We start from the raw sequence: 24,240 nt of genomic DNA, 5'->3' as shown, positions 1-24,240 counted from the left end.
CTCAGTCCAGCAGCGGAACCGGCTGGGGCGCCTGCGGCCCGACGTACCGGGCAGCCGGACGGATGATTTTCGAATCGGCCGCCTGCTCCAGCACGTTCGCGCTCCAGCCGACCACGCGCGCCGCGCAGAAGGTCGGGGTGAACATCTCGCGCGGCAGGCCGCACAGCTCCATCACCACGCCCGCGTAGAACTCCACGTTCGTGTGCAGCTCCCGGCCGGGCTTGAGCTCGGCGAGGATCGCCTCCACGTGCCGTTCCACCTCGACGGCGAAGTCCACGAGGGGCCCGCCGAAGCCGAGGGCGATGTCGCGCAGCATCCGCGAGCGCGGGTCCTCGGTGCGGTAGACGGGGTGGCCGAAGCCCATGATCCGGTCCCCGGCGAGCACCCGCTCGCGGATCCACGGGTCGATGCGGTCGGCCGTGCCGATGGCGTCCAGGGTGTCCAGGGCGCGGCTGGGGGCGCCGCCGTGCAGCGGGCCGGAGAGGGCGCCGATGGCCCCGGTCAGGCAGGCCGCGACGTCCGCGCCGGTGGAGGCGATCACGCGGGCGGTGAACGTCGAGGCGTTGAAGCCGTGGTCGATGGTGGAGATCAGGTACCGCTCGACCGCCCGCGCCTTGATCGGGTCGGGCACCTGTCCCGTGAGCATGTACAGGTAGTTCGCGGCGTACGGGAGGTCGTCGCGCGGCTCGACCGGCTCCAGGCCCTGGCCGAGCCGGTGCAGCGCGGTCAGCAGCGTCGGTACGGCGGCGCAGGCGGCCAGCGCGTCGGCGGCCCGCCGCTCGGGGGCGAGGTCGTACACGGGCCGGAAGCCGGCGGAGGCGCCGAGCAGGGAGAGCGCGGTTCGCAGGCCGGCGAGCGGGCCGGAGAGGGCGGTGGCCCGGGCGAGGGCGGGCAGGGCGCCCCGGACCTCGGCGGGCAGCCGGCGCAGCGGGGCGATCTCCTCGGCGAAGGCGCTGCGTGCGGCGGCGTCGGCCGGGAGGGTGCCGCGGAACATCAGGTGCCACACGTCTTCGAAGCTGCGGCTCTCGGCGAGCTCGACGGCCGAGTACTGGCGGTAGTGGTAGAAGCCCTCACGGCCCCGGACGTCACCGAGACCGGTCTCGGTGACCACGACTCCCGCGAGACCGCGGGGCACTTCAACGGTGGTGTTCATGCATCGACCATCCACCATGCATTGACTCAATGTCAATGTTGATTGGATCAATACATCTACTCTGGTCATCATGCATGACCAGATGGACGGTGAACGCGAACGACGGCTCAGCACCCGGCAGGCGGCGGAGCTGCTGGGGGTGAAGCCCGCGACCGTGTACGCGTACGTCAGCCGCGGCCAGCTCACCAGCCGCCGCGACCCGGTCGGCCGCGGCAGCACCTTCGACGCGGCCGAGGTCGAGGCCCTGGCCCGGCGCAGCCGACGCGAGGCGGCGGCGCCGGCCGGCGGGGAGCTCGCGGTGCGGACCGCGCTGACGCTCATCGAGCCGGACCGGTATTGGTTCCGCGGCGTGGACGCGGTGGAGCTGGCCTCGCGGTACTGCTACGAGGAGGTCGCCGAGTGGCTGTGGACGGGGACCCTGCCGCGCGGGGTCCGCCTCACGGCCCCGGCGCAGGCCCTGGCGGCGGCGCGGCGGGCCGTGGCCGCCCTGCCCGAGCACAGCGGCCCCGTCGACCGGTTGAGGGTGGCGACCGTGGCCGCGGCGGTGGCGGACCCGCTGCGCTTCGACCTGTCCGCGGAGGCGGTACTCGGCTCGGCCCGCTGCCTGATCCCGACGCTGGTCGGCGCGCTGCCCCTGCTGGGGCCGGAGCCCGAGGGGGACGAGGGACCCGGCGGCGCCCCGCTCGCGGCCCGGCTGTGGCCCCGGCTGACCGCGCAGGAACCCGACCCGGCGGCCCTCGACGCGCTCGACCTGGCCCTCGCCCTGCTCATCGACCACGACCTGGCCGCCTCCACCCTGGCCGTACGGGTGGCCGCGTCGGCGCGGGCGAACCCGTACGCGGCGGTCTCGGCCGGCCTCGGCGTCCTGGAGGGCCCGCTGCACGGCGCGGCCGGGCGCCTCGCCCACCGGACGCTGGCCGAGGCCCTGGAGCGGGGCGGTGCCGCGCCGGTGGTGGCGGACCACCTGCGCGCGGGGCGGCGGGTCCCGGGCCTGGGCCACCGGCTGTACGAGGGCGAGGACCCCCGGGCCACGGCCCTGTTCGCCCGGCTGGAGACCATGCCGGCCGCCGGCCCGGCCCTGGCAGCGGCCCGCGAGGTGGTCGCCACGGCGGCGGCCCGCCGGGTCGGCCTCCACGCCAATGTGGACCTGGCCCTGGCAGTGCTGACTGTGTCGTGTGGGATGTCGGCGGAGGCCGGCGAGACGGTGTTCGCGGTGGCCCGCACGGCGGGCTGGATGGCGCACGCACTGGAGGAATACCAGGAACACCCCCTCCGCATGCGCCCCATAGGCCACTACCAGGGCCCCCCACCCCCGCAGCCCCTCCCGTAGCCGCCCCACGCCGTCCGCCCACCAAGCCAACTCGCCCAGGCCTCCTACCCTGGACGACCGTGAGGCGGGAGCCTGCCCCTCCGGGTGGGAACCGGCCGAGGACTCCCTCCGGCCCCCGCGCCGCCCGATACCGCGCGGCCGGCCGGGCCGGAAGGCCGGCGCCCCGGACCCCCGGCGAGGATTCCGCTTCCGGCGGGGGCGGCCTACGGTTGCTGGTCATGCGGTTCCCCTCCCTGCGCGCTCCGCGCATCGGGCTGCCCCGTCGGGCCGTCTCGCAGATCCTGCTGACCCAGCTGGCCATCGCCGCCGGGGTCGCCGTGCTGGCCACGGGGCTGTTCCTCGCCCCGCTGGGCGCGCAGCTCGACGACCAGGCCATGCGCCGCGCCCTGGCCATCGCCCAGAGCGCGGCGGCCGACCCCTCGCTGGCCGCCGACCTGCTGAACTCCGGGCCGACGGCGGACAGCCCCGTGCAGGCCTCGGCGGAGCGGATCCGCCGGGCCACGGGAGCGGAGTACGTGGTCGTCATGGACCTTGACGGGATCCGCCGCTCGCACCCCGCCCCCGACCGCATCGGACGGCCCGTCTCCACCGACCCCGGCGACGTCCTCGCCGGCCGCGAAATCATGGAGATCGACGAGGGCACCCTGGGCCGCTCCGCGCGCGGCAAGGTCCCCCTCGTCGCCGCCGACGGCGAGATCGTCGGCGCCGTCTCCGTCGGCATCGCCTACGACAGCGTCCGCGCCCGCCTGCTCCACGCCGTCCCCGGCCTCCTCGCGTACGCGGGCGGCGCCCTCGCCGCGGGCGCCCTCGCCGCCTACCTCCTCTCGCGCCGTATCCACCGCCAGACCCGGGACCTGGCCTTCTCCGACATCGCCGCGCTGCTCGCCGAGCGCGAGGCGATGCTCCACTCCATCCGCGAAGGCGTGATCGCCCTCGACGGCGACGGCCGCGTCCGCCTCGTCAACGACGAGGCCGCCCGCCTGCTCGGCCTCGCCCCGGACGCCGCCCGCACCGCCGCCGGCCGCTCCCTCGACGACCTCCTCGGCACCGGCCGCACCGCCGACGTCCTCACCGGCCGCGTCACCGGCCGCGACCTGCTCGCCGTCCAGGGCCGCCGGGTACTGGTGGCCAATCGGATGCCCACCGAGGACGGCGGCGCCGTCGCCACCCTGCGCGACCGCACCGAGCTGGAGCACCTGCGCCGCGAGCTCGACTCCACCCAGGGCCTGATCGACGCCCTGCGCGCCCAGGACCACGAGCACGCCAACCGCCTCCACACCCTCCTCGGTCTGCTGGAGCTCGGCCTGCACGAGGAGGCGGTGGAGTTCGTGGCCGAGGTGGCCGGCGGCCACCGCAGCACCGCCGAGCAGGTCACCGAAAAGGTCCGCGACCCCCTGCTGGCCGCCCTTCTGGTGGGCAAGGCGACCGTGGCCGCCGAGCGGGGCGTCCCGCTGCGCCTCGCCGACGCCACCTTCCTCCCCGACCGCCTGGTCGATCCCGGCGGCCTCGTCACCATCACGGGCAACCTGGTGGACAACGCCCTGGACGCGGCGGCAGGCTCGGCCGCGCCCCTGGTCGAGGTCGAGCTGCGCTGCGAGGGCCGCACGGCGATCCTCCGCGTCCGCGACAGCGGCCCCGGCGTCCCGGAGGCCCGACGCGAGGAGATCTTCACCGAGGGCTGGTCGACCAAGCAGCCCCAGGGCCACCGCGAGCGCGGTCTCGGCCTCGCGCTCGTACGCCGCCTCGCGGAGCGGCAGGGCGGCACGGTCCGGGCCGGCGGGGCAGCGGACGGAGGGGCGGAGTTCTCCGTCGTACTCCCGGAGGCCCTGCGATGAGCGAGTCCCCGATCCACGTATTGGTCGTCGACGACGACATGCGTGTTGCCCTGATCAACGCGGCGTACGTCGCGAAGGTTCCCGGTTTCCGTGTCGCCGGCCACGCCCATTCCGCGGCCGAGGCACTGGAGTTCCTCGCGGGCCGCCCGGTGGACCTGATCCTCCTGGACCACTACCTCCCGGACGGCAGCGGCCTGGACCTCGTGCGAAGGCTGCGCCAGCTCGGCCACCACACCGACGTGATCATGGTCACGGCCGCCCGCGACCTGGCCACCGTCCAGGCCGCGATGCGCCTCGGCGCCCTCCAGTACCTGGTCAAGCCGTTCACCTTCCCCGGTCTGCGCTCCCGCCTGGAGGCGTACGCGGCCCTGCGCCGCACCCTGGAGACGGGCGGCGAGGCCGAACAGGCCGAGGTGGACCGGATCTTCGGCACCCTCGCGGCGGCGGGCTCCCCCAACGAGCTGCCCAAGGGCCACTCCCCCACCACCGCGGAACTGGTCCGCCGCGTCCTACGCTCCGCCGAAGGCCCGCTGTCCACCCAGCAGATCGCCGACCGGGCCGGCATCAGCCGCCAGACCGCCCAGCGCTACCTGAAGCTCCTGGACCGCACCGGCCGCGTCACCCTGTCGCTGCGCTACGGCGAAACGGGCCGCCCGGAGCACCTCTACTCCTGGCTCCCGGCCGAAGGCACTTGAACTGGCCCCCTCAGACGGCCCCGGCCCCCGTCAGCGAGCGGACCTCCGTCTCCGCGTGCCGGGCCGCGTCCGGTTCGTCCGCGGAGGTGACCGTGCCCATCCAGCCGGCCAGGAAGCCCAGCGGGATCGAGATCAGCCCCGGGTTCTGCAGCGGGAAGAACTGGAAACTCACCCCCGGGAAGAGGGAGTCCGGGCTGCCCGAGACCACCGGCGAGAGCACCACCAGCACCACCGCCGGAACCAGCCCCCCGTACACCGCCCAGACGGCGCCCCGCGTGGTGAAGTCGCGCCAGAACAGGGAGTACAGCAGCACGGGCAGGTTCGCCGAGGCCGCCACCGCGAAGGCCAGCCCCACCAGGAACGCCACGTTGAGGTCCTGGGCCAGCAGCCCCAGCGCGATGGCGACGGCCCCGATCCCGACGGCCGCGCCCCGGGCCACCGCGACCTCGCTGCGCCCGCGCGCCCGGCGCCGCTTGAGCGAGGCGTACAGGTCGTGGGCGACCGAGGCGGAGGAGGCGAGGGTGATCCCCGCGACCACGGCCAGGATCGTGGCGAAGGCGATCGCGGCGACGACGGAGAACAGCACCGCTCCCCCGGTGGACTCCGCCCCGCCGCCCAGGAAGGCCGCGAGCAGCGGAACCGCCGTGTTCCCCGAGGCGTTGGAGGCCCGCACCTCTGCGGGCCCCACGAGCGCGGCGGCCCCGAAGCCGAGCACGATCGTCATCAGGTAGAAGCCGCCGATCAGCGCGATCGCCCACACCACGGACCGGCGGGCCGCCCGGGCGGTCGGCACGGTGTAGAAGCGCGACAGGATGTGCGGGAGCCCGGCCGTTCCGAGGACCAGCGCCAGGCCCAGGCTCATGAAATCGAACCGGGCGGTCCAGTCCCCGCCGTACTTCAGCCCCGGACTCAGGAACTTCTGCCCGTGCCCGCTGCGCTCGGCGGCGCTGGTCAGCAGCTGGTCGAAGTCCCCGTGGAAGCGCAGCAGCACGAGCACGGTGAGGGTGACCGCGCCGCCCATGAGCAGCACGGCCTTCACGATCTGGATCCAGGTCGTGGCCCGCATCCCGCCGAAGGTCACGTACACGACCATCAGCGCACCGACCGCGATGACGGTGAGCGTCCGGGCGGCGGTGCCCGAGTCCCCGAGCAGCAGGCCCACGAGGCTGCCGGCTCCGACCATCTGGGCGACGAGGTACAGCACCGAGACGGTGACCGAGGAGGTTCCGGCGGCGATCCGGACGGGCCGCTCGCTCATCCGGGCGGCGACGACGTCGGCGAGGGTGAAGCGCCCGCAGTTGCGGACCAGTTCGGCGACGAGGAACAGCACGACCAGCCAGGCGACGAGGAAGCCGACCGAGTACAGCAGGCCGTCGTAGCCGAAGAGCGCGATCAGACCGGAGATGCCGAGGAAGGACGCGGCGGACATGTAGTCGCCGGCGATGGCGAAACCGTTCTCCATGGGGGAGAACAGCCGCCCGCCGGCATAGAACTCCTCGGCCGAGCCGTGCCGGTTCCGGCTGACCCACGTGGTGATGCCGAGGGTGATCGCGATGACGGCGCTGAAGAGGACCAGCGCGAGGCTCTGGTGCTCGGTGCTCACCGGCCGGCCTCCCCGGCGCCGACCCCTGCCCCTGCCCCGTTCCCGTTCCCCGTCCCGCTTCCGCGGCCCCGCTCCTGTTCGAAGACGGTCCACCGCAGCTCGAGGGCGGCGCGGTCCCGGCGCCGGCGCGCGTGCCGGGCGTACGCCCAGGTGAGCAGGAAGGTGCTGAGGAACTGTCCGAGCCCCGCGAGCAGCGCCACGTTCACCGCCCCCGCGACGGGCCGGGCCATCACGCCGGGCGCCGCGGTGGCCGCGACGACGTAGGCCACGTACCAGAGCAGGAAACCGGCGGTCGCGGGGACGACGAACCCGCGGTAGCGGCTGCGGACCTCCTGGAAGGCGGCGCTGCGCTGCACCTCCAGGTAGATGTCGGCCCGGGTGGGCGGAGTCCCCGCCGCTTTTCCGGGCGGACTTCCGGGCGCGGACCGGTCGGCGGCCGGGGGCGGCGCAGCCGCGTCCTCGCCCTCGCCCCAGCCGACGGCGAGCGCGTCGTACCAGGGGTCGTCGAGCCGGATCGTTCCGGGGTCGGGACCTTCGTGCTTGTCCACCGAACTCTCCTTGTCCGCTGCCGCCTTGGCGGCGTGTCACAAGGATGTGCGGTATGGACGGTTTCCGGACTGGTGTCCCGGTGGTCTTCACTCCAACAGGTGAGGGAAGCGGCCCCTCCGGGACACCGGGGCGGCGCGCGCCGCACCTGCGTGCGCCACCGCCGCCCCGGCCCGGTCAGGCGTCGATGCGCGAGCGGTCCAGGGTCGCGGCGGAGCTGGTGATGAACTCCTTGCGCGGGGCCACCTCGTTGCCCATGAGCAGGTCGAAGACGCCCTCGGCGGCGTCGAGGTCGCCGATGTTGATCCGGCGCAGCGTACGGTGGCGGGGGTCCATGGTGGTCTCCGCCAGCTGGTCCGCGTCCATCTCGCCGAGGCCCTTGTAGCGCTGGATCGAGTCCTTGTAGCGGATGTTCTTGCGCTGGAATTCGAGCAGGGTCTGGCGCAGCTCGTTGTCCGAATACGTGTAGACGTACTTGTCCTGGCCCTTCTTGGGCTGGACCAGTTCGATGCGGTGCAGCGGCGGAACGGCCGCGAAGACCCGGCCCGCCTCGACCATCGGGCGCATGTACCGCTGGAAGAGCGTGAGCAGCAGGCAGCGGATGTGCGCGCCGTCGACATCGGCGTCCACGAGCAGCACGATCTTCCCGTAGCGCGCCGCGTCGATGTCGAAGGTCCGGCCGGATCCGGCCCCTATGACCTGGATGATCGCGCCGCACTCGGCGTTCTTCAGCATGTCCGAGACCGAGGACTTCTGGACGTTCAGAATCTTGCCGCGGATCGGCAGCAGCGCCTGGAATTCGGAATTCCGCGCCAGCTTCGCCGTACCGAGGGCCGAGTCGCCCTCGACGATGAAGAGCTCGCTGCGCTCCACGTCGTCGCTGCGGCAGTCGGCCAGCTTGGCGGGCAGCGAGGAGGACTCCAGGGCCGTCTTGCGGCGCTGCGCCTCCTTGTGCTGGCGGGCGGCGATACGGGTCCGGGCGGCCGCGACGATCTTCTCCATCACGGCGCGGGCCTGCTGCTTGTCGTCGCGCTTGGTCGAGGTCAGGAAGGCCTTGAGCTCCTTGGCGACGACGGCCGCGACGATGCGGGCGGCCGCGGAGGTGCCGAGCACCTCCTTGGTCTGGCCCTCGAACTGCGGCTCGGCGAGCCGGACGGTGACGACCGCCGTCAGGCCCTCCATGGCGTCGTCCTTGACGACGTCGTCCTCGGCGACGCGCAGCAGCTTGGCGGAGCGCAGCACCTCGTTCACCGTCTTGGTGACCGAGCGCTCGAAGCCGGTGATGTGGGTGCCGCCCTTGGGGGTGGCGATGATGTTCACGAAGGACTTGACGGTGGTCTCGTACCCCGTGCCCCAGCGCAGGGCGATGTCCACGCCGAGGTCGCGGGTGACCTCGGTGGGGGTCATGTGGCCCCGCTCGTCGAGGACGGGGACGGTCTCCTTGAAGGTGCCCTGGCCGGTCAGGCGCAGGACGTCGCAGACGGCCTTGTCCTGGGCGAGGTAGTCGCAGAACTCGCTGATGCCGCCGTCGAAGCGGAACGTCTCCTCGGTCTTGCCGGCACCGTCGAGCCCGCGCTCGTCGCGGACGATGATGGTCAGGCCGGGAACGAGGAAGGCGGTCTGCCGGGCGCGCTGGTAGAGCGTCTCCAGCGAGAGCCGGGCGTCCTTGAGGAAGATCTGGCGGTCGGCCCAGTACCGGACGCGGGTGCCGGTCTTGCCCTTGGCGATCCGCTTGACCTTGCGCAGGCCGCTCGCGGGGTCGAACGGGCTGTCCGGGCCCTGCTCGGTGAAGAGGCCGGGGACACCGCGGCGGAAGCTGATCGCGTGGGTGGAGCTGCCCCGGTCGACCTCGACGTCGAGGCGGGAGGAGAGGGCGTTGACCACGGAGGCGCCGACACCGTGCAGACCGCCGGAGGCCGCGTACGAGCCGCCGCCGAACTTGCCGCCTGCGTGCAGCTTGGTCATGACGACCTCGACGCCGGACAGGCCGGTCTTGGGCTCGACGTCGACGGGGATGCCGCGGCCGTTGTCGCGGACCTCGACGGAGCCGTCGTCGTGGAGGACCACCTCGATGTGGTCGCAGAAGCCGCCCAGGGCCTCGTCGACGGCGTTGTCGATGATCTCCCAGAGGCAGTGCATCAGGCCACGGCTGTCGGTCGACCCGATGTACATGCCGGGACGCTTGCGGACGGCCTCGAGGCCTTCGAGGACGAGCAGGTGCCGCGCGGTGTAGTTGGAGCCGTCCCGGTCTGCTCCGGACAGCAGCGCGCTGGAAGGCACGGACGTGTCGGCGGTCACGCAGTTCGCTCCTCGCTGAATTTCTTTTCTGGCCCGGTCGGGCGCAGGGTGGCTCGGTTGCCCGTCGAAGGGTACCGAGGCCTGGTAGAGCCGATGCAACGCCACCCTCGCGCCTTCATCAGCCTAGTGCAGATCCGCACGGATGTTCGATCCCCCGGGGGGGTGAAGCAAACATCACGTTCCCTTCCAGGCATGAACCATTTAGGGTTCGGGCACGTCCTCATGAACAACCGGCACCCGCGCCGGGGAGGACGGAACTGCGACAAGCGAACGACTGACAACGCGAAACCGTAAAGCAACGCAATACGGCTCCTTCGCCGCCAACCGGCAGCAGCCGGCCAGCTTCGGAAGGAAGTTTCGAGGAAAAGCCGCGAGCGGGAACGTTTTCGGCCTGGTTGGATGTTGACCCTGGTACGACAGCTCGTCGAGCTAGAGAAGAGGCGACGTGACTACTGTTCTGACACCCGCGACCCCGCTGACGGCCGCTGACCGATGCGACCGTTGCGGCGCCCAGGCATATCTGCGCGTCGTCCTGCTGAGCGGTGGTGAACTGCTCTTCTGCGCCCACCACGGGCGTAAGTTCGAGCCGGAACTCAAGAAGATCGCCGCGGAAATACAGGATGAGACCGAGCGGCTGACGTCCGCTCCGGCGGTTCACGCCGACACCGAGGACCGCTGACACAGGCCTACCTCGCATCCGACGAGCCAGGACCGGCCAGGCCGGTCGACGGGCGGCGCTTCTGAGACCCAGGAGTGCCGCCCGTCCTCATATCCGCAGCCCGGTCACCGGACCCGCGGTCCGATCCTCGCGATCATTCCGATCACCGGCGGCCGTGACGCCGCCGTACGCCGGGATCCAGCGGGGTACCCCACAGCGGGACGCCGGAGGCAGCCGGAGCTCCCGACAGACCTGTGCCGGCGCTCGTCGCCGCTGCACCGGCTGAGGCCGCCGCCCCCCCGTGCCCCTCCAGGGTCCCTGCAGCCGCCCCGGAGCCCCTCGGGGCTTCCCATACGACCTTCTGCTCCTCGCCGCGCCGCGAGGCCGTCTCGGGCGCGGTGACGAAGCCGGCCAACGGTGCGATCCGGGTGTACACCCCCGGGCTGTCGGCCCGCCCGCAGCCCCGCCCCCAGGACACCAGTCCGATCAGACGCCCCTGCGCGACCAGCGGTCCGCCGCTGTCCCCCTGGCAGGCGTCCCGCCCGCCGCTGCGGTGGCCGGCGCACACCATGGACTCCGGCCGGTACTGCCCGTCCGCATCCCCCGGGTACGCCCGCCGACACACCTCGTCCGACAGGACGGTCACGCGCGCGGCGCGCAGCGCGGTGGCGTAGTCGCCGAACCCGCTCGTGTCGCCCCACCCGTACACAACCGCCTCGCCGCCCGGCTCATAGCCCGGGTGCCCCTCCCCCGCCATCGGGAGCACGTACTGCGCGGGCAGGGCTTCGGCCAGCTCCAGGACGGCCAGGTCCCCGGCATTGCTCTGCGAGTCGTAGTCGGGGTTCACCCGGGCCGAGCGCACCGCGATCTCCTTGCCCTCGGCCTCGCGCAACAGCTCCGTACGCCCGGTGATCACCCGGAGGTCGGGCACGGACTCGACGGGGCCGCCCAACACCTGCCGGCCGAGGCAGTGGGCCGCCGTTACGATCTTGGTCGGGGCCACGAGGACGCCACCGCAGAACTGTCCGGCCCGCGTACGCCCGAACCGGTCACGGCTGGCCAGGGCCACCACCCAGGGGCTGTCGGCCACCTTCACCGGCCTCCCGCCGATCACCACGCTGTCCGCGGCCGCCCTGGGCGCCTGGGCCAGCGGCGCAGCGGCCGCTCCCGCCGCCAGTGCCAGCGCGCCCGCCAGAACTCGGGAAAAGGGACGACGCATCGGGCCTCCTGACTCCGGGTGTGCATGACTCCACCCAGAGTGGGATGCCGCGTGTCCGGGCGCACCCGCGCGCGGGCACGGTCCTGCGTGCGCCCGTACGTGTGCCGCCCGGCCGGCGTGTGCCGCCCCGCCGTCCGGCCGGTTCAGTCCAGGTAGTCGCGCAGCACCTGGGAACGCGACGGGTGGCGCAGCTTCGACATGGTCTTCGACTCGATCTGGCGGATGCGCTCGCGCGTGACGCCGTAGACCTTGCCGATCTCGTCGAGGGTCTTCGGCTGGCCGTCGGTGAGGCCGAAGCGCATCGAGACCACGCCGGCCTCGCGCTCGCTCAGCGTGTCGAGCACCGAGTGCAGCTGCTCCTGGAGCAGCGTGAAGCTGACGGCGTCGGCCGGGACGACCGCCTCGGAGTCCTCGATCAGGTCGCCGAACTCGCTGTCGCCGTCCTCACCCAGCGGGGTGTGCAGGGAGATCGGCTCGCGGCCGTACTTCTGGACCTCGATGACCTTCTCGGGGGTCATGTCGAGTTCCTTGGCCAGCTCCTCCGGGGTGGGCTCGCGGCCCAGGTCCTGCAGCATCTGGCGCTGCACGCGGGCGAGCTTGTTGATGACCTCGACCATGTGGACGGGGATGCGGATGGTGCGGGCCTGGTCGGCCATGGCACGCGTGATCGCCTGACGGATCCACCAGGTCGCGTACGTGGAGAACTTGTAGCCCTTGGTGTAGTCGAACTTCTCGACCGCACGGATCAGACCCAGGTTGCCCTCCTGGATCAGGTCCAGGAAGAGCATGCCGCGGCCCGTGTAGCGCTTGGCCAGGGAGACCACGAGGCGGAGGTTGGCCTCCAGCAGGTGGTTCTTGGCGCGGCGGCCGTCCTCGGCGATGATCTCGAGCTCGCGCTTGAGCTTCGGCGCCAGCTTGTCGGAGCTGGCCAGCTTGTCCTCGGCGAAGAGGCCCGCCTCGATGCGCTTGGCGAGCTCGACCTCCTGCTCGGCGTTGAGCAGGGGGACCTTGCCGATCTGCTTGAGGTAGTCCTTGACGGGGTCGGCGGTGGCGCCTGCGACGGCGACCTGCTGGGCGGGCGCGTCGTCCTCGTCGTCGGAGATGACGAAGCCCTTGCTCTCGCCGGTGTCCTCCTCTTCCTCCCCCTCGGCCTTGACCTCGGCGGGGCCCTCCTCGAGGAGCTCCTCCTCGCCGGCCTCGTCGGCGTCCTTCTTGGGTGCGGCCTTCTTCGCCGCCGTCTTCTTCGCCGCGGCCTTCTTGGCGGGCGCGGCCTTCTTCGCCGCAGTCTTCTTCGCCGTCGCCTTCTTCGCAGGGGGCTCGGCTCCGGGCTCCTGGGCGAGGGCGTCCGCGGGCTCCGGGTCCACCGTCTCGGCCGCCGGTGCCGCGGCGGCGACGGTCCGCGCAGCCGTCGTCTTCGCCGCGACGGTCTTCGTGGCCGTCCGCTTGGCAGGGGTCTTCGCTGCGACGCTCTTGCGGGGGGTGCGCTTGGGCGACTCCGCGGCACTGACCATCAGCGTCACACCCTCTTCCTCGAGGATCTGGTTGAGGCTGCGCAGAACATTCTTCCACTGGGTCGCAGGAATCTGGTCAGCCTCGAAGGCCCGACGCACGTCATCGCCGGCGATCTGCCCCTCGGCCTTGCCCCGCTCGATGAGCGCCATCACAGACTCGGAATCGGCGATCTCCGGCGGGAGCGTACGGGATGTGCTGGCCGACACGAACAACCTCTCGGAACGATGGAAACGGGTTCCGACCCCGGGCCGGGTGGTGCTGGACCGGAGCCGACGACCACCGACTGGGGTGGGCCGGGGCGCGGGCAGGGGCCGGGGAGCTGCACAGCACCCGCAAGGGCTGCTGTCTTCCCTCCGTCGGCCATCACCTCTCTAGGTCATCGCGTGACCTCGCAGAGCGTTACGCGCAATTCTTCGTGGCCCGAATCACACCCCGGGGGCCTCGGTGCCGACAGAGGGGGTTGTGCGCGGGTGGGACGCCAGGTGGGACGCCAGGTGGGACACCGGGTGCGCGGCCGGAATCACGGTCGAACGGGCTGCCGGCGGCCCTGCCGCAGCGGCCGGCGCAACGGTCGGCAAGTGCTGCCGAACGGGTTGTCCACGCCGGTGTCGCCGGACCCGGCCGGGTCCGGCGACGTGTGCGAGTCCCTCTCCGCCTGCGTCCGTGTGCCCGTCCCGTGTCCGCGTCAGTGCTCGCGCGGGGCGGGGACCACGCGCTCGACCTCGGGGTGCACCGTCAGCAGCTGGCGCATGGCGTTCTCGGCCCCCGTGGCGTCGCCCGAGGCCAGGGCCTCGACGATCCGGGCGTGGTGCGCGACGCACGTCTCGCTCGGGCGGTCGCAGGTGGTCGTGGGGCTGCCGGAGACCTGGAGCGCGGCGGAGACGATGCCCGAGAGGTGCTCCAGCATGCGGTTGCCCGCGACCTGGATGAGGAGCGCGTGGAACTCGTTGTCGGCGCGCGCGAAGGTGATCGCGTCGCCCTGGCCGAGGGCGTGGCCCATGATCTCGACCATGTCGGCGAGGCGCTGCTGGATGTCCGGGCGGCCGTGGCCGGCGGCGAGGCGGGCCGCGAGCGGCTCGATGGTCCAGCGGAGCTCGTTGAGCTCGCGGCGCTGGTCCTCGCGCTGGGGCCCGAAGGCCCGCCACTCGATGATGTCGGGGTCGAGGAGGTTCCAGTCGGCGACCGGGCGGACGCGGGTGCCGACGTTGGGGCGGGCGCTGACGAGGCCCTTGGCCTCGAGGACACGCAGCGACTCGCGGACCACGGTCCGGGAGACCTCGAAGCGCTGGCCGATCTCCTCCGGGACCAGCGGGCGGTCCGCCCCGAGGTCGCCGGAGACGATCATCTGGCCGAGCTGCTGGACGAGTTGGCCGTGCAGGCCGCGGCCGCGGCTGCCGGCCGCGCGCCGGCCCACCCGGCTCAACTCGACGTCGGCGCCGTCCCAGTGGGGCGCCCCGACGCGGTCGGTCCCGGGGGCCTCCGCGTAGGGGTAGCGGTCTAGTTCGCCCGGCCCGACGAGGCCTGAGTCGGCATGGCGGGCGGCGGTCATCATGGTGTGCGCAAGGGTACTCACGAATCCTTTGTCGGCCGCGCCTTCATCACCCTTGAGGTCTTTGGTGAAAAGCACACGAAAGGGTGATAGGTGCCACCTGCGCAATTGACGACTTATCGTAAAGAACCGGGCCTTTTACGGGGAGTTGTGGTCCCGTTCACATGACGCAGACGCGTTCTGTCCCGTTGCGATGCGATCCGGCATCGAACCGGTCACCAACGGACGCGGTTGCGCAGTCCGGTGAACCCATAGGCGCACAACAGGACCATCAGAGACAACAACAGTGCCGTGCCGACGGGTTGGGCCATCACCCGCAGGGCCCCGGCCACGAGGTGGTCCACCTCCGGGGGCCACTGCCCCCAGGCCAGCCGTCGCAGCCGCGCCGCGAGCCCGGCCACGGGGTACGCGGACGGCCCCTCCAGCACCTTGCGTACGAGCGGCACCACCCCCACCGGTACGGCCAGCACCGCGGCCAGGCCCGCGGTCGCGGACCGGAAGGCGCCGGAGGCGAGGACCCCGGCCCAGGCGCATCCGACGAGCAGGCCCGCCCAGCCGACCGCCGGGGAGATCCACTGTGCGGCGTCGTGCAGCGGGACAGGGCCGCGGCCGAAGACGAGCCGGAGGGCGGCGGCGTCGGCGGCCACGGTGAGGGCGCCCAGGGCGAGGGCGAGGCACGCACCGACGCCGAGCTTGGCGGCGAGCAGGCCGAGGCGGCGCGGAACCGTCCCGCGGGCGGCGGCCAGGGCGGGATAGCGGTACTCCTCGCCGAAGGCCAGCGCGCCGAGCAGCCCCGCACCGAGGGCCGCCGGCGGCAGGGGGAACACCTCCGGCCAGGCGGCGAGCAGTCGCCCGCGCGGGACCTGGCCGACCCGGGCGAGCACGAGGGCGACCAGCACGGACACGGCGACGACCAGGCCGGCGGTCAGGGCCGGCGTGCCCGTCCCGAAGACGCGCAGCAGCTCGTACCGCACCGGCCGCACCGGCCCGCCCACCCGCCGCACGACCCGTCCGGGCCGCCGCCCGGCCCCCCACACCGGATCGGCCGCGCCCGTGCCCGCGGCGGCCCCGGCCCCGTCCCCGACACCGCCACAGCCGACTTCCTCTGCCCCGCCGGCCCCGGCACCGGCCCACGGCCCGCCAGCCACGGCTTCGGCAGGGTCGGGATCACGGGGTTCGGGCGTGCGGGGGTCGGGTGTACGAGGACCTGGCTCGGCGGAGGGTGCGGCGGTGCGGGGACCGGGGTCGGCGCCCGGTGCGGCGGCCGCGGCGGTTGCCGTCCTGGCTGCGGGCTCGGCAGTGGCGGGGGCTGCGCCGGGGCCGGTGCGGGCCTGGGGGACGGGGGCGGGGACCGGGGGTGCCACCCGGGCGTCGCCCGTCTCGTCGGCGAGCTGGTGGACCAGCACGCCGTGCCGGAAGGCCGCTTCGCCGACCTCGGCGCAGCTGCTGCCGTACACGCAGAGCCGGTTGCCGCTCTCCTCGACGATCTCCACCGTGCGCCGACCGGCCCGGGCCTCCCGGCCCAGTACGTCGGCCAGCCGCGCCGCGTGCGGCGTGTGCACGGCGACCCGCGGCCGCAGCCGGGTCCGGGCGAACTCGGCCACGTCCTGGTCGGCGACCAGCCGGCCGCCGGCGATGCTGACGACCCGGTCGGCGCTGCGGGCGGCCTCCTTCGCGTCGTCGGTGGTGAAGAGCACCGCCCCGCCGAGCTCGGCGTGCCCGCGCAGCAGCCCCTGCAGCCAGCCGCGGTCCCGGGCCGACAGGCCGGCGGCGGGCTCGTCCAGGAGCAGGGTGCACGGGTCTGCGAGCAGCGCCGCGGCGAGCGCCACCCGCCGGTCCATGCCGAGCGACAGCGAGCCGAGCCGCTGGTCGCGCAGGCCGCTGATGCCGACGACCTCCAGGAGGGTGTCGGCGCGGGAGGCCGGCACTCCGGCGGCCGCGCAGAGCATCCGCAGCTGGCCGCGGACGGTGCGCGCCGGGTTGCCGGGGACATCGCCGAGCAGCACGCCGACCTCACGGCCGGGATCCGGGATCCGGTGCAGCGGGCGACCGCGGAAGTAGGTGACACCGCGCCCCGGTTCGAGCTCCAGCATCAGCCGCAGCGCGGTGGTCTTGCCCGAACCCGGCTCGCCCAGGAGGGCGGTGACGGCTCCAGGGCGGGCCTCGAAGGTGAGGTCGTCCACAAGGGGCGGGAGGTCTCGACGGGGTCTGCTGGTGAGTCCGATGGCCTGGAGCATCGCTTCTCTCGCGGGGGGTGAGACCGCTTTGCGGCAGAGTGATTACCCCAAGCAAGATAACGCGATATGTCCGATTTTCGCCGCATCTGATGTACGGACACGGCCGTGTCGGCGTCGGTACGTCAGGCTTCCGGACGCAGCATCGGCGGATTGAGCAGCGTCGCCCCGCCGGCGCGGAAGAGCTGGGCGGGCCGCCCTCCCTGACGGGTCGTCGTACCGCCGGCCGGGACCAGGAACCCGGGGGTCCCGGTGACCTTGCGGTGGAAGTTGCGCGGGTCGAGGGCCACACCCCACACGGCCTCGTAGACCCGGCGGAGCTCGCCGACGGTGAACTCGGGCGGGCAGAACGCGGTGGCGAGGGAGGAGTACTCGATCTTGGAGCGGGCGCGCTCCACGCCGTCGGCGAGGATCCGGGCATGGTCGAAGGCGAGGCCGGAGGCGGCCTCCTCCTCGGCCGCGAGGAGCTCGTCGACCGGGGCCCAGCGGGCGCTGTTGGCGTCTCCGCCCGCGCGGGGTGCGGGCAGGTCCGGAGCCAGCACCAGGTGCGCCACGCTGACGACACGCATCCGCGGATCCCGCTTCGGGTCGCCGTACGTGGCCAGCTGCTCGAGGTGCGCCCCGTTGCCGGCACCCGGCGCGGCGGGGTCGTGCGCGCACAGTCCGGTTTCCTCGGAGAGCTCCCGGGCCGCGGCCGCCGCCAGGTCCTCCTCTCCGCGCACGAAGCCGCCGGGCAGGGCCCAGCGGCCCTGGAACGGCTGCTCACCGCGGCGGACGACGAGGGCGCAGAGCGCGTGGCGCCGAACGGTGAGGACGACCAGGTCGACGGTGACGGCGAACGGCGGAAAAGCCGACGGGTCGTAGGGAGACATGCCGCGATCATAGTCGTCTTCCTGACGATAAACAGAGCTTTGGTGATCCCGGAAACGAAAACCGGCAGGCTACCCGCCCAATTGCAGCGCATCTGCGGCCTCCTCCACCATGCCGAGGCCGAGCCGGCTGATCCGCAGGGCGAACGGCTCCCCCGCAACCCGCAGGCCCGCAAGGCGCAGGGCGCCGAGCGGGGCACCGGGCATCGGGACGAGGGCGACCGTGCCCGCGGGGGCGTCGGGGCGGATTCCGGCGAGCGCCACCAGGGCGTGGACCCCGGCGGCCGCGGCGACCGCGGCCGGGCGGCAGGCCGCGGGGTGCGGAAGGGGCGCGCTGCCCGCGGTGCGCTGCTCGGCGGCGTACATCTCGGGCAGCCGGTAGCCGAAGCTCTCGGCGGCATCGAGCAGTCCCCGCAGCAGGGCGGCGGCCTCCTTCTCGAAGCCGGCCTGGGCGAGTCCGGCGACCGCGACCGCGCTCTCGTGCGCCCGTACCGCGCCGGAGCGGTGGCCGAACGGGTTGTGCCCCGGCTCGCGGGAGGCCATGCTGCGCAGCCCCCATCCGGAGTCCATCGCGGGGGCCCCGAGGAGCCGGGCGAGCTGCTCGGTGCGGACCCGGTCCAGCAGTCCCGGCGCGAGCCGGCCGCCGCCGAGCAGGCCGGTGTCCAGGAGGTGGGCGGCGGCTCCGGTCAGGCGGGGCAGCGGGCGCCCGTCGGGATGCAGGGCCGCGGCCGGCCGGCCGCCGTCCGGGCCGTCGATCCAGAACCCCTCGAGGAACCGCGCCCGCAGCGCCGCCGCCCACTCCCGCCACTCCTCGGCGCCGGGCCGCCCGCATCCGGCGAGCAGATCGGCGCCGAGCAGCGCGGCCCGGTGGGCGTGGGCCTGGGTCTCGCAGCGGCGCGGCCCCGGATCGGGATCGGCGAGGAACCCGTCCTTGCCCTGGGCGCCGCGCAACCAGTCCAGGCACCGCTCGGCCGTGGGCAGCAGCCGGTCCACCTCCTCCTGCGGCAGTCCCCAGCGCCGCGCCTCGGCGAGGACGGCGGGGAAGGCGAGCGTGGCCTCGGTGCCGGTGCAGCCGGGCGGCAGCTGCGGGCCGCTCCCGCGCAGGGGGCCCGGGATCTTCCCGGCGTCGGGCCCGCGGCCGCCGGTCTGGGTCCGGGAGAGGGTGCGCAGGGTGGCCGCGGCGAGCCCGGTCCCCAAGGGCAGCGCCATGCGGGCGGCCCACAGGGACTCGGCGGGGGCCAGGCCGAGCCGCCACGGCACGCCCGCGGCGGCGTAGGCGTCGGCCGGCTCGTCGTGGTCCCGCAGCAGCAGCGCGCCGAGGTCCTCGACGCTGGTCCGGAACCAGGTCTCGGCGCGCGGGTCGTCCCCCTCCGCCCGGGCGTCGGCCAGGGGGTTGGCCACCTGCCCGGCCGGGGCCCGGGAGGTGCGGGCCTGGGTGGTCCGCAGCTCGATGGTGCGGGACTCCCCCGGCCCCAGTTCGAGCTGCCAGCGCAGCAGGCCCGACGAGGCGAGCGCGTCGTCCGGGGCCGGTTCGGCGGCGGTGACGGCCTGCGCCTCCCCGGTGCTCCAGCGCAGCCCGGCCGCATGCACTCCGGCGGGCAGTTCGGGCCCGGCCCGGCCGGCGGCCACGGCGGCCAGCTCGGCCAGGTCGGTGCCGAGCAGGATTTCCACCGGCAGCCGCAGCGGACGGGCCGTGAAGCTGCGCAGGGTGATCCGCTCGGTGCCGTCGGCGTGCCGCACCCGCTCGACCCCGATGTCGGGGTCGGGGCCCGCCTCGGCTCCGGTGCGGACGGTGGCGGTGAACGCGGCCCGGTCGGCCCCGAGGCTGCGCCCCTGTACCGCGACCGGGTCCCGGCCGCCGACCCTCAGCACGCAGCGGGAGAGCAGCCGCCGCCCGGCGCGGTAGATCCCGTCGATCCCGTGCCCGGTCAGCTGTCCGTGCTCGGGCGAGATGACCAGGCAGGGCGCCGAGACGCAGATGACGGCGGCGTGCACGGGCGGCAACTCGGGCCTGCGGGCGGGAGGTACGGGGTGGGCCATGGGTCGCCTTGTCTGGACGCTCTGCGCCCGGGCCGGTTGCTCCGGGCGGCACGGCCGGGCCCCGGCCACCCTCCAGGGGAACGCCACCGCCCCCGCCCGGGTCACGGTGCCCGGCGGTGACGGGGCCTGCTGCGGCACGGGCCCGCCGTGAGGCCGCCGCCCCGGCTCCGCGGCCGGACGGCGCACTGCGGGATCGCACCGGGCGCTGGTGCGCACCGCGTTCACCGGTCGCTCCGTGCGGTGCGCCGGGGGTCGCGGCGTGCGGGCTTGGGCTCGCGGCGGCCGGGCGGGCGCACGGCGGACCGGCGCTTGCTGCCGGGCTCCCTGCGCTTGCGCTCGGCCCGCAGGCAGGCGCGCAGCCCCTCCGGGTCGATGCCTTCGTTGCAGGCGTGGTGGAGCAGTTGGGCGAAGCGGTACTCGGCGTCGGCCTGCAGGGCCAGCCCGAACGCGATGCGGGCGGTCGGCTCGTCCCCGGTGGACCACGAGACCCATCCGGCGAGGGTCAGCGGGGCCGCCGCATGTTCTCCGTAGGCGCCGACGCAGCGCCTGGCCAGAGCCCGCCACAGGCGCAGGGCGGGGGCGGCCTCCTCGTCCTCCATCCACTCGGCCGCGATGTCCCGGATCTCTCGGTCCTGCAGGCCGAGGATGAGCGCGGCCGCCTCGTCGTGGCCGAGCAGCGCATCGTCCCAGTCGTCCGCACAGGGGCCGCCCTCGACGGGCGGCGCGAGGGTCAGGCGCCGCATGAGGGTGCGGGCCAGGGTGACGGTCTCGGCGCCGACCTCCTGCCGGGTGGCCCCGTCGAGGATCTTCGGTACGAGCGCGGCAGCCGCCCGGTCCAGGGCCCGTTCCATCTCCTGGGCGACCGGTCCGCGCAGGGGTGCGAGCCGGCCTTCGAGCTCCCGCAGCGAGCCGCGGATCCGCAGCCCGGCGAAGGTGGCCGCCGCGGCCGCGACCGAGGTGCCGCCGGCGGCCAGTGCGGTCCCCTCGGCGGGGCAGCAGCGCTCGTCGGGGCAGCAGTAGGACCAGTACCGGCCGGCGGAGAGGCACAGGGCCTCCAGGACGGGCACGTCCAGCGCGCCGCAGGCCAGCCGGATCCGCTGGGCCAGTGGCCGCAGCCGGGTCATGACCCGCTGGCCGCTCTCCCCGGCGCCCGGGTCCTGGCACAGGAAGACGATGATGCCGTCGGGCTTGCCGGCGCGCCGCTCGCTGCCTTGGACCAGGCATTCGGCAACCTGCCGGGCGGTGTCCTCCCATTCCGCCGGGGACGGGGGGATGCCGAGGCGCAGGCGGCCGCCGAAACGCCCGCCCTCCCCGTGCACGGCGACCATGACGAGGGAGTCGGTCGGGTGGAACCCGAGCATGTAGGGCAGCGCGTCGGCCAGTTCGGCGGGGCTGCGCAGGGTGATCTGCGGTTCGGCCGGTGATCCGGAAGGGCTGATGCAGGGCCGTCCGGACGGAGTGCGAGGTGCGTGGTTGTTCGTCATGCCCCGACGGTCCCGCGCACCGTCCGAACCCGAAAGGGCTGTGGATAACCATTGATCATTCAACTTCCACAGGAGCGGGTCGTCATTGGCGCGATGTCGGAGGCATCGGGTTGCATGGGGGCATGAACGCAGACCTGAGGACCTCGGCCGACTCCGTACTGGCCCGTCTCGTGGGCGACCCCACGGGCACCGCCCGCCTGCGCGAGGACCAGTGGCTCGCCATCGAGGCCCTCGTCGCGCACAAGCGGCGCGCCCTGGTGGTCCAGCGCACCGGCTGGGGCAAGTCCGCGGTGTACTTCGTCGCCACCTCGCTGCTGCGGGCCGCCGGCGCCGGGCCCACCGTGATCGTCTCCCCGCTGCTCGCGCTGATGCGCAACCAGGTCGAGGCCGCCGCCCGAGCCGGGATCCACGCCCGCACGATCAACTCGGCCAACCCCGAGGAGTGGGAGCAGATCCAGGCCGAGGTCGCGGCCGGCGAGGTCGACGTCCTGCTCGTGAGCCCCGAGCGGCTCAACAACCCCGACTTCCGCGACCAGGTGCTCCCCAAGCTGTCCGCCGCGACCGGTCTGCTCGTGGTCGACGAGGCACACTGCATCTCCGACTGGGGGCACGACTTCCGCCCCGACTACCGGCGGCTGCGCACGATGCTGGCCGACCTGCCGCCCGGCGTCCCGGTGCTGGCGACGACCGCCACGGCCAATGCCCGGGTCACCGCGGACGTCGCCGAGCAGCTGGGCACCGGAGCCGGCACGGACGCGCTGGTGCTGCGCGGCCCGCTGGACCGCGAGAGCCTCAGCCTCGCCGTGCTGTCACTGCCGGACGCGGCGCACCGGCTCGCCTGGCTCGCCGACCACCTCGGCGAACTGCCGGGCTCCGGCATCATCTACACGCTGACGGTGGCCGCTGCCGAGGAGGTCACCGCCTACCTGCGCCACCGCGGGCACACGGTGGCCTCGTACACGGGCAAGACGGAGAACGCCGACCGCCAGCAGGCCGAGGACGACCTCCAGGCCAACCGCGTCAAGGCCCTCGTGGCGACCTCCGCCCTGGGCATGGGCTTCGACAAGCCCGATCTGGGCTTCGTGGTGCACCTGGGCTCGCCCTCCTCGCCCATCGCCTACTACCAGCAGGTGGGCCGCGCCGGCCGCGGCGTGGAGCACGCGGAGGTGCTGCTGCTGCCGGGCCGGGAGGACGAGGCCATCTGGCAGTACTTCGCCTCGGTCGCCTTCCCGCCGGAGGAGCAGGTCAGGCGCACCCTCGACGTACTGGCCCAGGCGGGCCGGCCGCTGTCGCTGCCCGCCCTGGAACCGCTGGTGGACCTGCGGCGCACCCGACTGGAGACCATGCTCAAGGTGCTCGACGTGGACGGGGCGGTGCACCGGGTCAAGGGTGGCTGGACCGCGACCGGCGAGCCGTGGGTGTACGACGCCGAGCGCTACGCGTGGGTGGCCCGCCAGCGGGCCGCGGAGCAGCAGGCCATGCGGGACTACGCGGCGACCTCGGGCTGCCGCATGGAGTTCCTGCGCCGCCAGCTGGACGACGAGGAGGCCGCCGCGTGCGGGCGCTGCGACAACTGCGCCGGTGCCCGGTTCACCGCGGACGTCTCCGGCACGGCGCTGGACACCGCCCGCGGCGAGCTGGGCCGCCCGGGCGTGGAGTTGGAGCCCCGCAAGATGTGGCCGACCGGGCTCGCCGCCGTCGGTGTCGACCTCAAGGGCCGCATTCCCGCCTCGGAGCAGGCTTCCACGGGTCGGGCGCTCGGTCGGCTCTCCGACATCGGCTGGGGCAACCGGCTGCGCCCGATGCTCGCCGCGCAAGCCCCTGACCAGCCCATCCCGGACGACGTGGCACAGGCCGTGGTGGCGGTCCTCGCAGACTGGGCCCGCGGTCCGGGCGGTTGGTCCTCCGGAGCCCCCGACGCGCCCGCCCGGCCGGTCGGCGTGGTGTTCCTGCCCTCGCGCAGCCGCCCGCAGCTCATCGGATCGCTGGCCGCCCGGATCGCGGAGGTCGGCAGGCTTCCGCTGCTCGGCGGCCTCGCCTACACCGACCGGGTCCCCGAGTTCGGCCTGCCCTCCTCCAACAGCGCCCAGCGGGTCCGCGGCCTCCACCAGGCCCTGGCGGTGCCCCCGGCGCTGGCCGGGACGCTGGCCGAGGCGGCGGGTCCGGTGCTGCTCGTCGACGACCGCGCGGAGAGCGGCTGGACGCTCGCGGTGGCCGCCCGGCTGCTGCGGCAGGCAGGCGCGAAGGAGGTGTTTCCGCTGGTACTCGCGCTTCAGCCGTAGCCATTTGAGTCATCCTCAGCGCGGCGGGGCAAGGATATGAACGGCATACCGGCGAATTCCGGTCGGCCGCGCCAATTGCTCGTTGCCGCATGCTCGCGGGCCACGCGAGAATCGGAGTGCTCCCGCTCGGCTCGACGGCACTCCCTGGGCCGCGCTGCGGCGCGCCCGCACGTCAGCTGTGCCCGTCCGCGGGCGAGTACCCGAAGGGAGGACCGTGGCCTTCGGATTCGCCCCGCCCTCGACGACGTCACTGACGACGGCCACCGGCGGCGCCAGCCGGCACGGAAGACTGCTGGAGCCCGCCGAGTGGACGGCGGCGGGCATTCCCCTGCTGACCAATCCCCGCGAGGTCGTCAGCGGACTGCACTCCCGCCACAACCCGGACCCATCGACCGCGGTCATAGCCGTCCTCGGCCCCGAGGAACGGCTCGTGGCGAGTGCCTCGTTCGTCCCGCGGTCGGCCTCCGCCGACGGCTGGGACTACCGCAACGCCCTGCTGGCCGGTCTGCGCCGGGTCATCCCGCACGACCTGCGGCGCCGGACGCCGGTCCGCACGGCGGTGCTGATGTACTGCCGCGAGGGCGACGAGCGGTGGACCGAGGAGGACGGCGCCTGGATGTGGGGGCTGCGGGACGCCTGCACCCTGCACGGGCTGCGCTGCGGCGCGTACATCACGCTGACCCGCGGCGGCTGGCAGGTGCTCGGGGAAGGCCGGGGCGGCCGGCACCCCAGCTCGGAGTCGCGACCCGAGCGGCTCGGCGACACCGGCGCCGAGTTCGCGCCGCTGAACCTGCGCACCGGCGCCGGCGCGGCCGAACCCCTGCGCCGTACCGCTGCCCGCTGACACCACGCGGCCCGGGGCCGCCCGGCGCCGTACTGCCGCCGCCGATGCCGTCCCCCGACGAACGGCGGCGACTGCACCGGGCCGGCCGA

16 protein-coding genes and 1 pseudogene are annotated in these 24,240 nt (G+C 73.9%); 6 read left to right on the top strand and 11 right to left on the bottom strand.

The window, feature by feature from the left end:
- Window position 1: 1 nt before the first annotated feature.
- On the bottom strand, window positions 2-1,153 hold the full coding sequence (locus AB0F11_RS09595) for a citrate synthase/methylcitrate synthase (protein WP_362170119.1): 1,152 nt from the start codon (window positions 1,151-1,153) through the stop codon (window positions 2-4).
- 70 nt (window positions 1,154-1,223) lie between these two features.
- On the opposite strand from AB0F11_RS09595, the gene AB0F11_RS09590 reads away from it, so the two are divergent.
- The 3 genes from AB0F11_RS09590 (at window position 1,224) to AB0F11_RS09580 (ending at window position 5,013) form a co-directional block, all read left to right on the top strand.
- Entirely contained in the window at window positions 1,224-2,483 is a 1,260-nt protein-coding gene (locus AB0F11_RS09590; protein WP_362170117.1) for a citrate synthase, read from the top strand.
- A 218-nt stretch (window positions 2,484-2,701) separates the two neighbouring features.
- Entirely contained in the window at window positions 2,702-4,318 is a 1,617-nt protein-coding gene (locus AB0F11_RS09585; protein ID WP_362170115.1) for an ATP-binding protein, read from the top strand.
- Complete coding sequence (locus AB0F11_RS09580; protein ID WP_362170113.1) at window positions 4,315-5,013, top strand: response regulator; 699 nt, start codon at window positions 4,315-4,317, stop codon at window positions 5,011-5,013. Before AB0F11_RS09585 ends, AB0F11_RS09580 begins: the two co-directional genes overlap by 4 nt.
- Before the next feature lie 10 nt (window positions 5,014-5,023).
- On the opposite strand, the gene AB0F11_RS09575 is transcribed toward AB0F11_RS09580, so the two are convergent.
- From AB0F11_RS09575 to AB0F11_RS09565, 3 genes are all read right to left on the bottom strand, one after another.
- A complete protein-coding gene (locus AB0F11_RS09575) occupies window positions 5,024-6,616 on the bottom strand; it encodes a cation acetate symporter (protein WP_362170111.1) in 1,593 nt (530 codons plus the stop codon).
- Complete coding sequence (locus tag AB0F11_RS09570; RefSeq protein ID WP_362170109.1) at window positions 6,613-7,164, bottom strand: DUF485 domain-containing protein; 552 nt, start codon at window positions 7,162-7,164, stop codon at window positions 6,613-6,615. Before AB0F11_RS09570 ends, AB0F11_RS09575 begins: the two co-directional genes overlap by 4 nt.
- 175 nt (window positions 7,165-7,339) lie before the next feature.
- The gene (locus AB0F11_RS09565) at window positions 7,340-9,460 is read right to left on the bottom strand and encodes a DNA topoisomerase IV subunit B (protein WP_362170107.1); all 2,121 of its coding nucleotides are present in this window, start codon (window positions 9,458-9,460) and stop codon (window positions 7,340-7,342) included.
- A gap of 445 nt (window positions 9,461-9,905) precedes the next feature.
- On the opposite strand from AB0F11_RS09565, the gene AB0F11_RS09560 reads away from it, so the two are divergent.
- A complete protein-coding gene (locus AB0F11_RS09560; RefSeq protein ID WP_362170105.1) occupies window positions 9,906-10,139 on the top strand; it encodes a hypothetical protein in 234 nt (77 codons plus the stop codon).
- A 391-nt stretch (window positions 10,140-10,530) separates the two neighbouring features.
- Here AB0F11_RS09560 and AB0F11_RS09555 read toward each other — a convergent pair.
- From AB0F11_RS09555 to AB0F11_RS09525, 7 genes and pseudogenes are all read right to left on the bottom strand, one after another.
- Window positions 10,531-11,337, bottom strand: a pseudogene (locus AB0F11_RS09555) (serine protease); the annotation flags it as partial.
- A gap of 143 nt (window positions 11,338-11,480) precedes the next feature.
- Window positions 11,481-13,055, bottom strand: a complete 1,575-nt coding sequence (locus tag AB0F11_RS09550; protein WP_362170103.1) for an RNA polymerase sigma factor — start codon at window positions 13,053-13,055, stop codon at window positions 11,481-11,483.
- Window positions 13,056-13,534: 479 nt separating this feature from the next.
- Window positions 13,535-14,476, bottom strand: a complete 942-nt coding sequence (locus tag AB0F11_RS09545) for a FadR/GntR family transcriptional regulator (RefSeq protein WP_362170101.1) — start codon at window positions 14,474-14,476, stop codon at window positions 13,535-13,537.
- Between the two features lie 137 nt (window positions 14,477-14,613).
- Window positions 14,614-16,635, bottom strand: a complete 2,022-nt coding sequence (locus AB0F11_RS09540) for an ATP-binding cassette domain-containing protein (protein ID WP_362170099.1) — start codon at window positions 16,633-16,635, stop codon at window positions 14,614-14,616.
- Between the two features lie 122 nt (window positions 16,636-16,757).
- Window positions 16,758-17,504 carry an NUDIX domain-containing protein gene (locus AB0F11_RS09535; protein WP_362170097.1) on the bottom strand — a complete coding sequence of 249 codons (747 nt, stop codon included), beginning with the start codon at window positions 17,502-17,504 and terminating at the stop codon, window positions 16,758-16,760.
- Between the two features lie 69 nt (window positions 17,505-17,573).
- A complete protein-coding gene (locus AB0F11_RS09530) occupies window positions 17,574-19,541 on the bottom strand; it encodes a glycogen debranching N-terminal domain-containing protein (protein ID WP_362170095.1) in 1,968 nt (655 codons plus the stop codon).
- Window positions 19,542-19,762: 221 nt separating this feature from the next.
- Complete coding sequence (locus tag AB0F11_RS09525; protein ID WP_362170093.1) at window positions 19,763-21,025, bottom strand: DUF4192 domain-containing protein; 1,263 nt, start codon at window positions 21,023-21,025, stop codon at window positions 19,763-19,765.
- Between the two features lie 122 nt (window positions 21,026-21,147).
- Here AB0F11_RS09525 and AB0F11_RS09520 point away from each other — a divergent pair, with 122 nt between their 5' ends.
- Both AB0F11_RS09520 and AB0F11_RS09515 read left to right on the top strand, forming a co-directional pair.
- Window positions 21,148-23,307: a RecQ family ATP-dependent DNA helicase gene (locus AB0F11_RS09520; RefSeq protein ID WP_362170091.1), complete on the top strand. Its 2,160-nt coding sequence runs from the start codon at window positions 21,148-21,150 to the stop codon at window positions 23,305-23,307.
- A gap of 214 nt (window positions 23,308-23,521) precedes the next feature.
- Window positions 23,522-24,151: a hypothetical protein gene (locus tag AB0F11_RS09515; RefSeq protein ID WP_362170089.1), complete on the top strand. Its 630-nt coding sequence runs from the start codon at window positions 23,522-23,524 to the stop codon at window positions 24,149-24,151.
- The last annotated feature ends 89 nt before the right edge of the window (window positions 24,152-24,240 follow it).

The organism is Streptomyces sp. NPDC032472, from assembly GCF_040636955.1.
Lineage (GTDB): Bacteria > Actinomycetota > Actinomycetes > Streptomycetales > Streptomycetaceae > Streptomyces.
The sequence above is the reverse complement of the archived record's forward strand: the minus strand, read 5'-3'. Positions and strand labels throughout refer to the sequence as shown.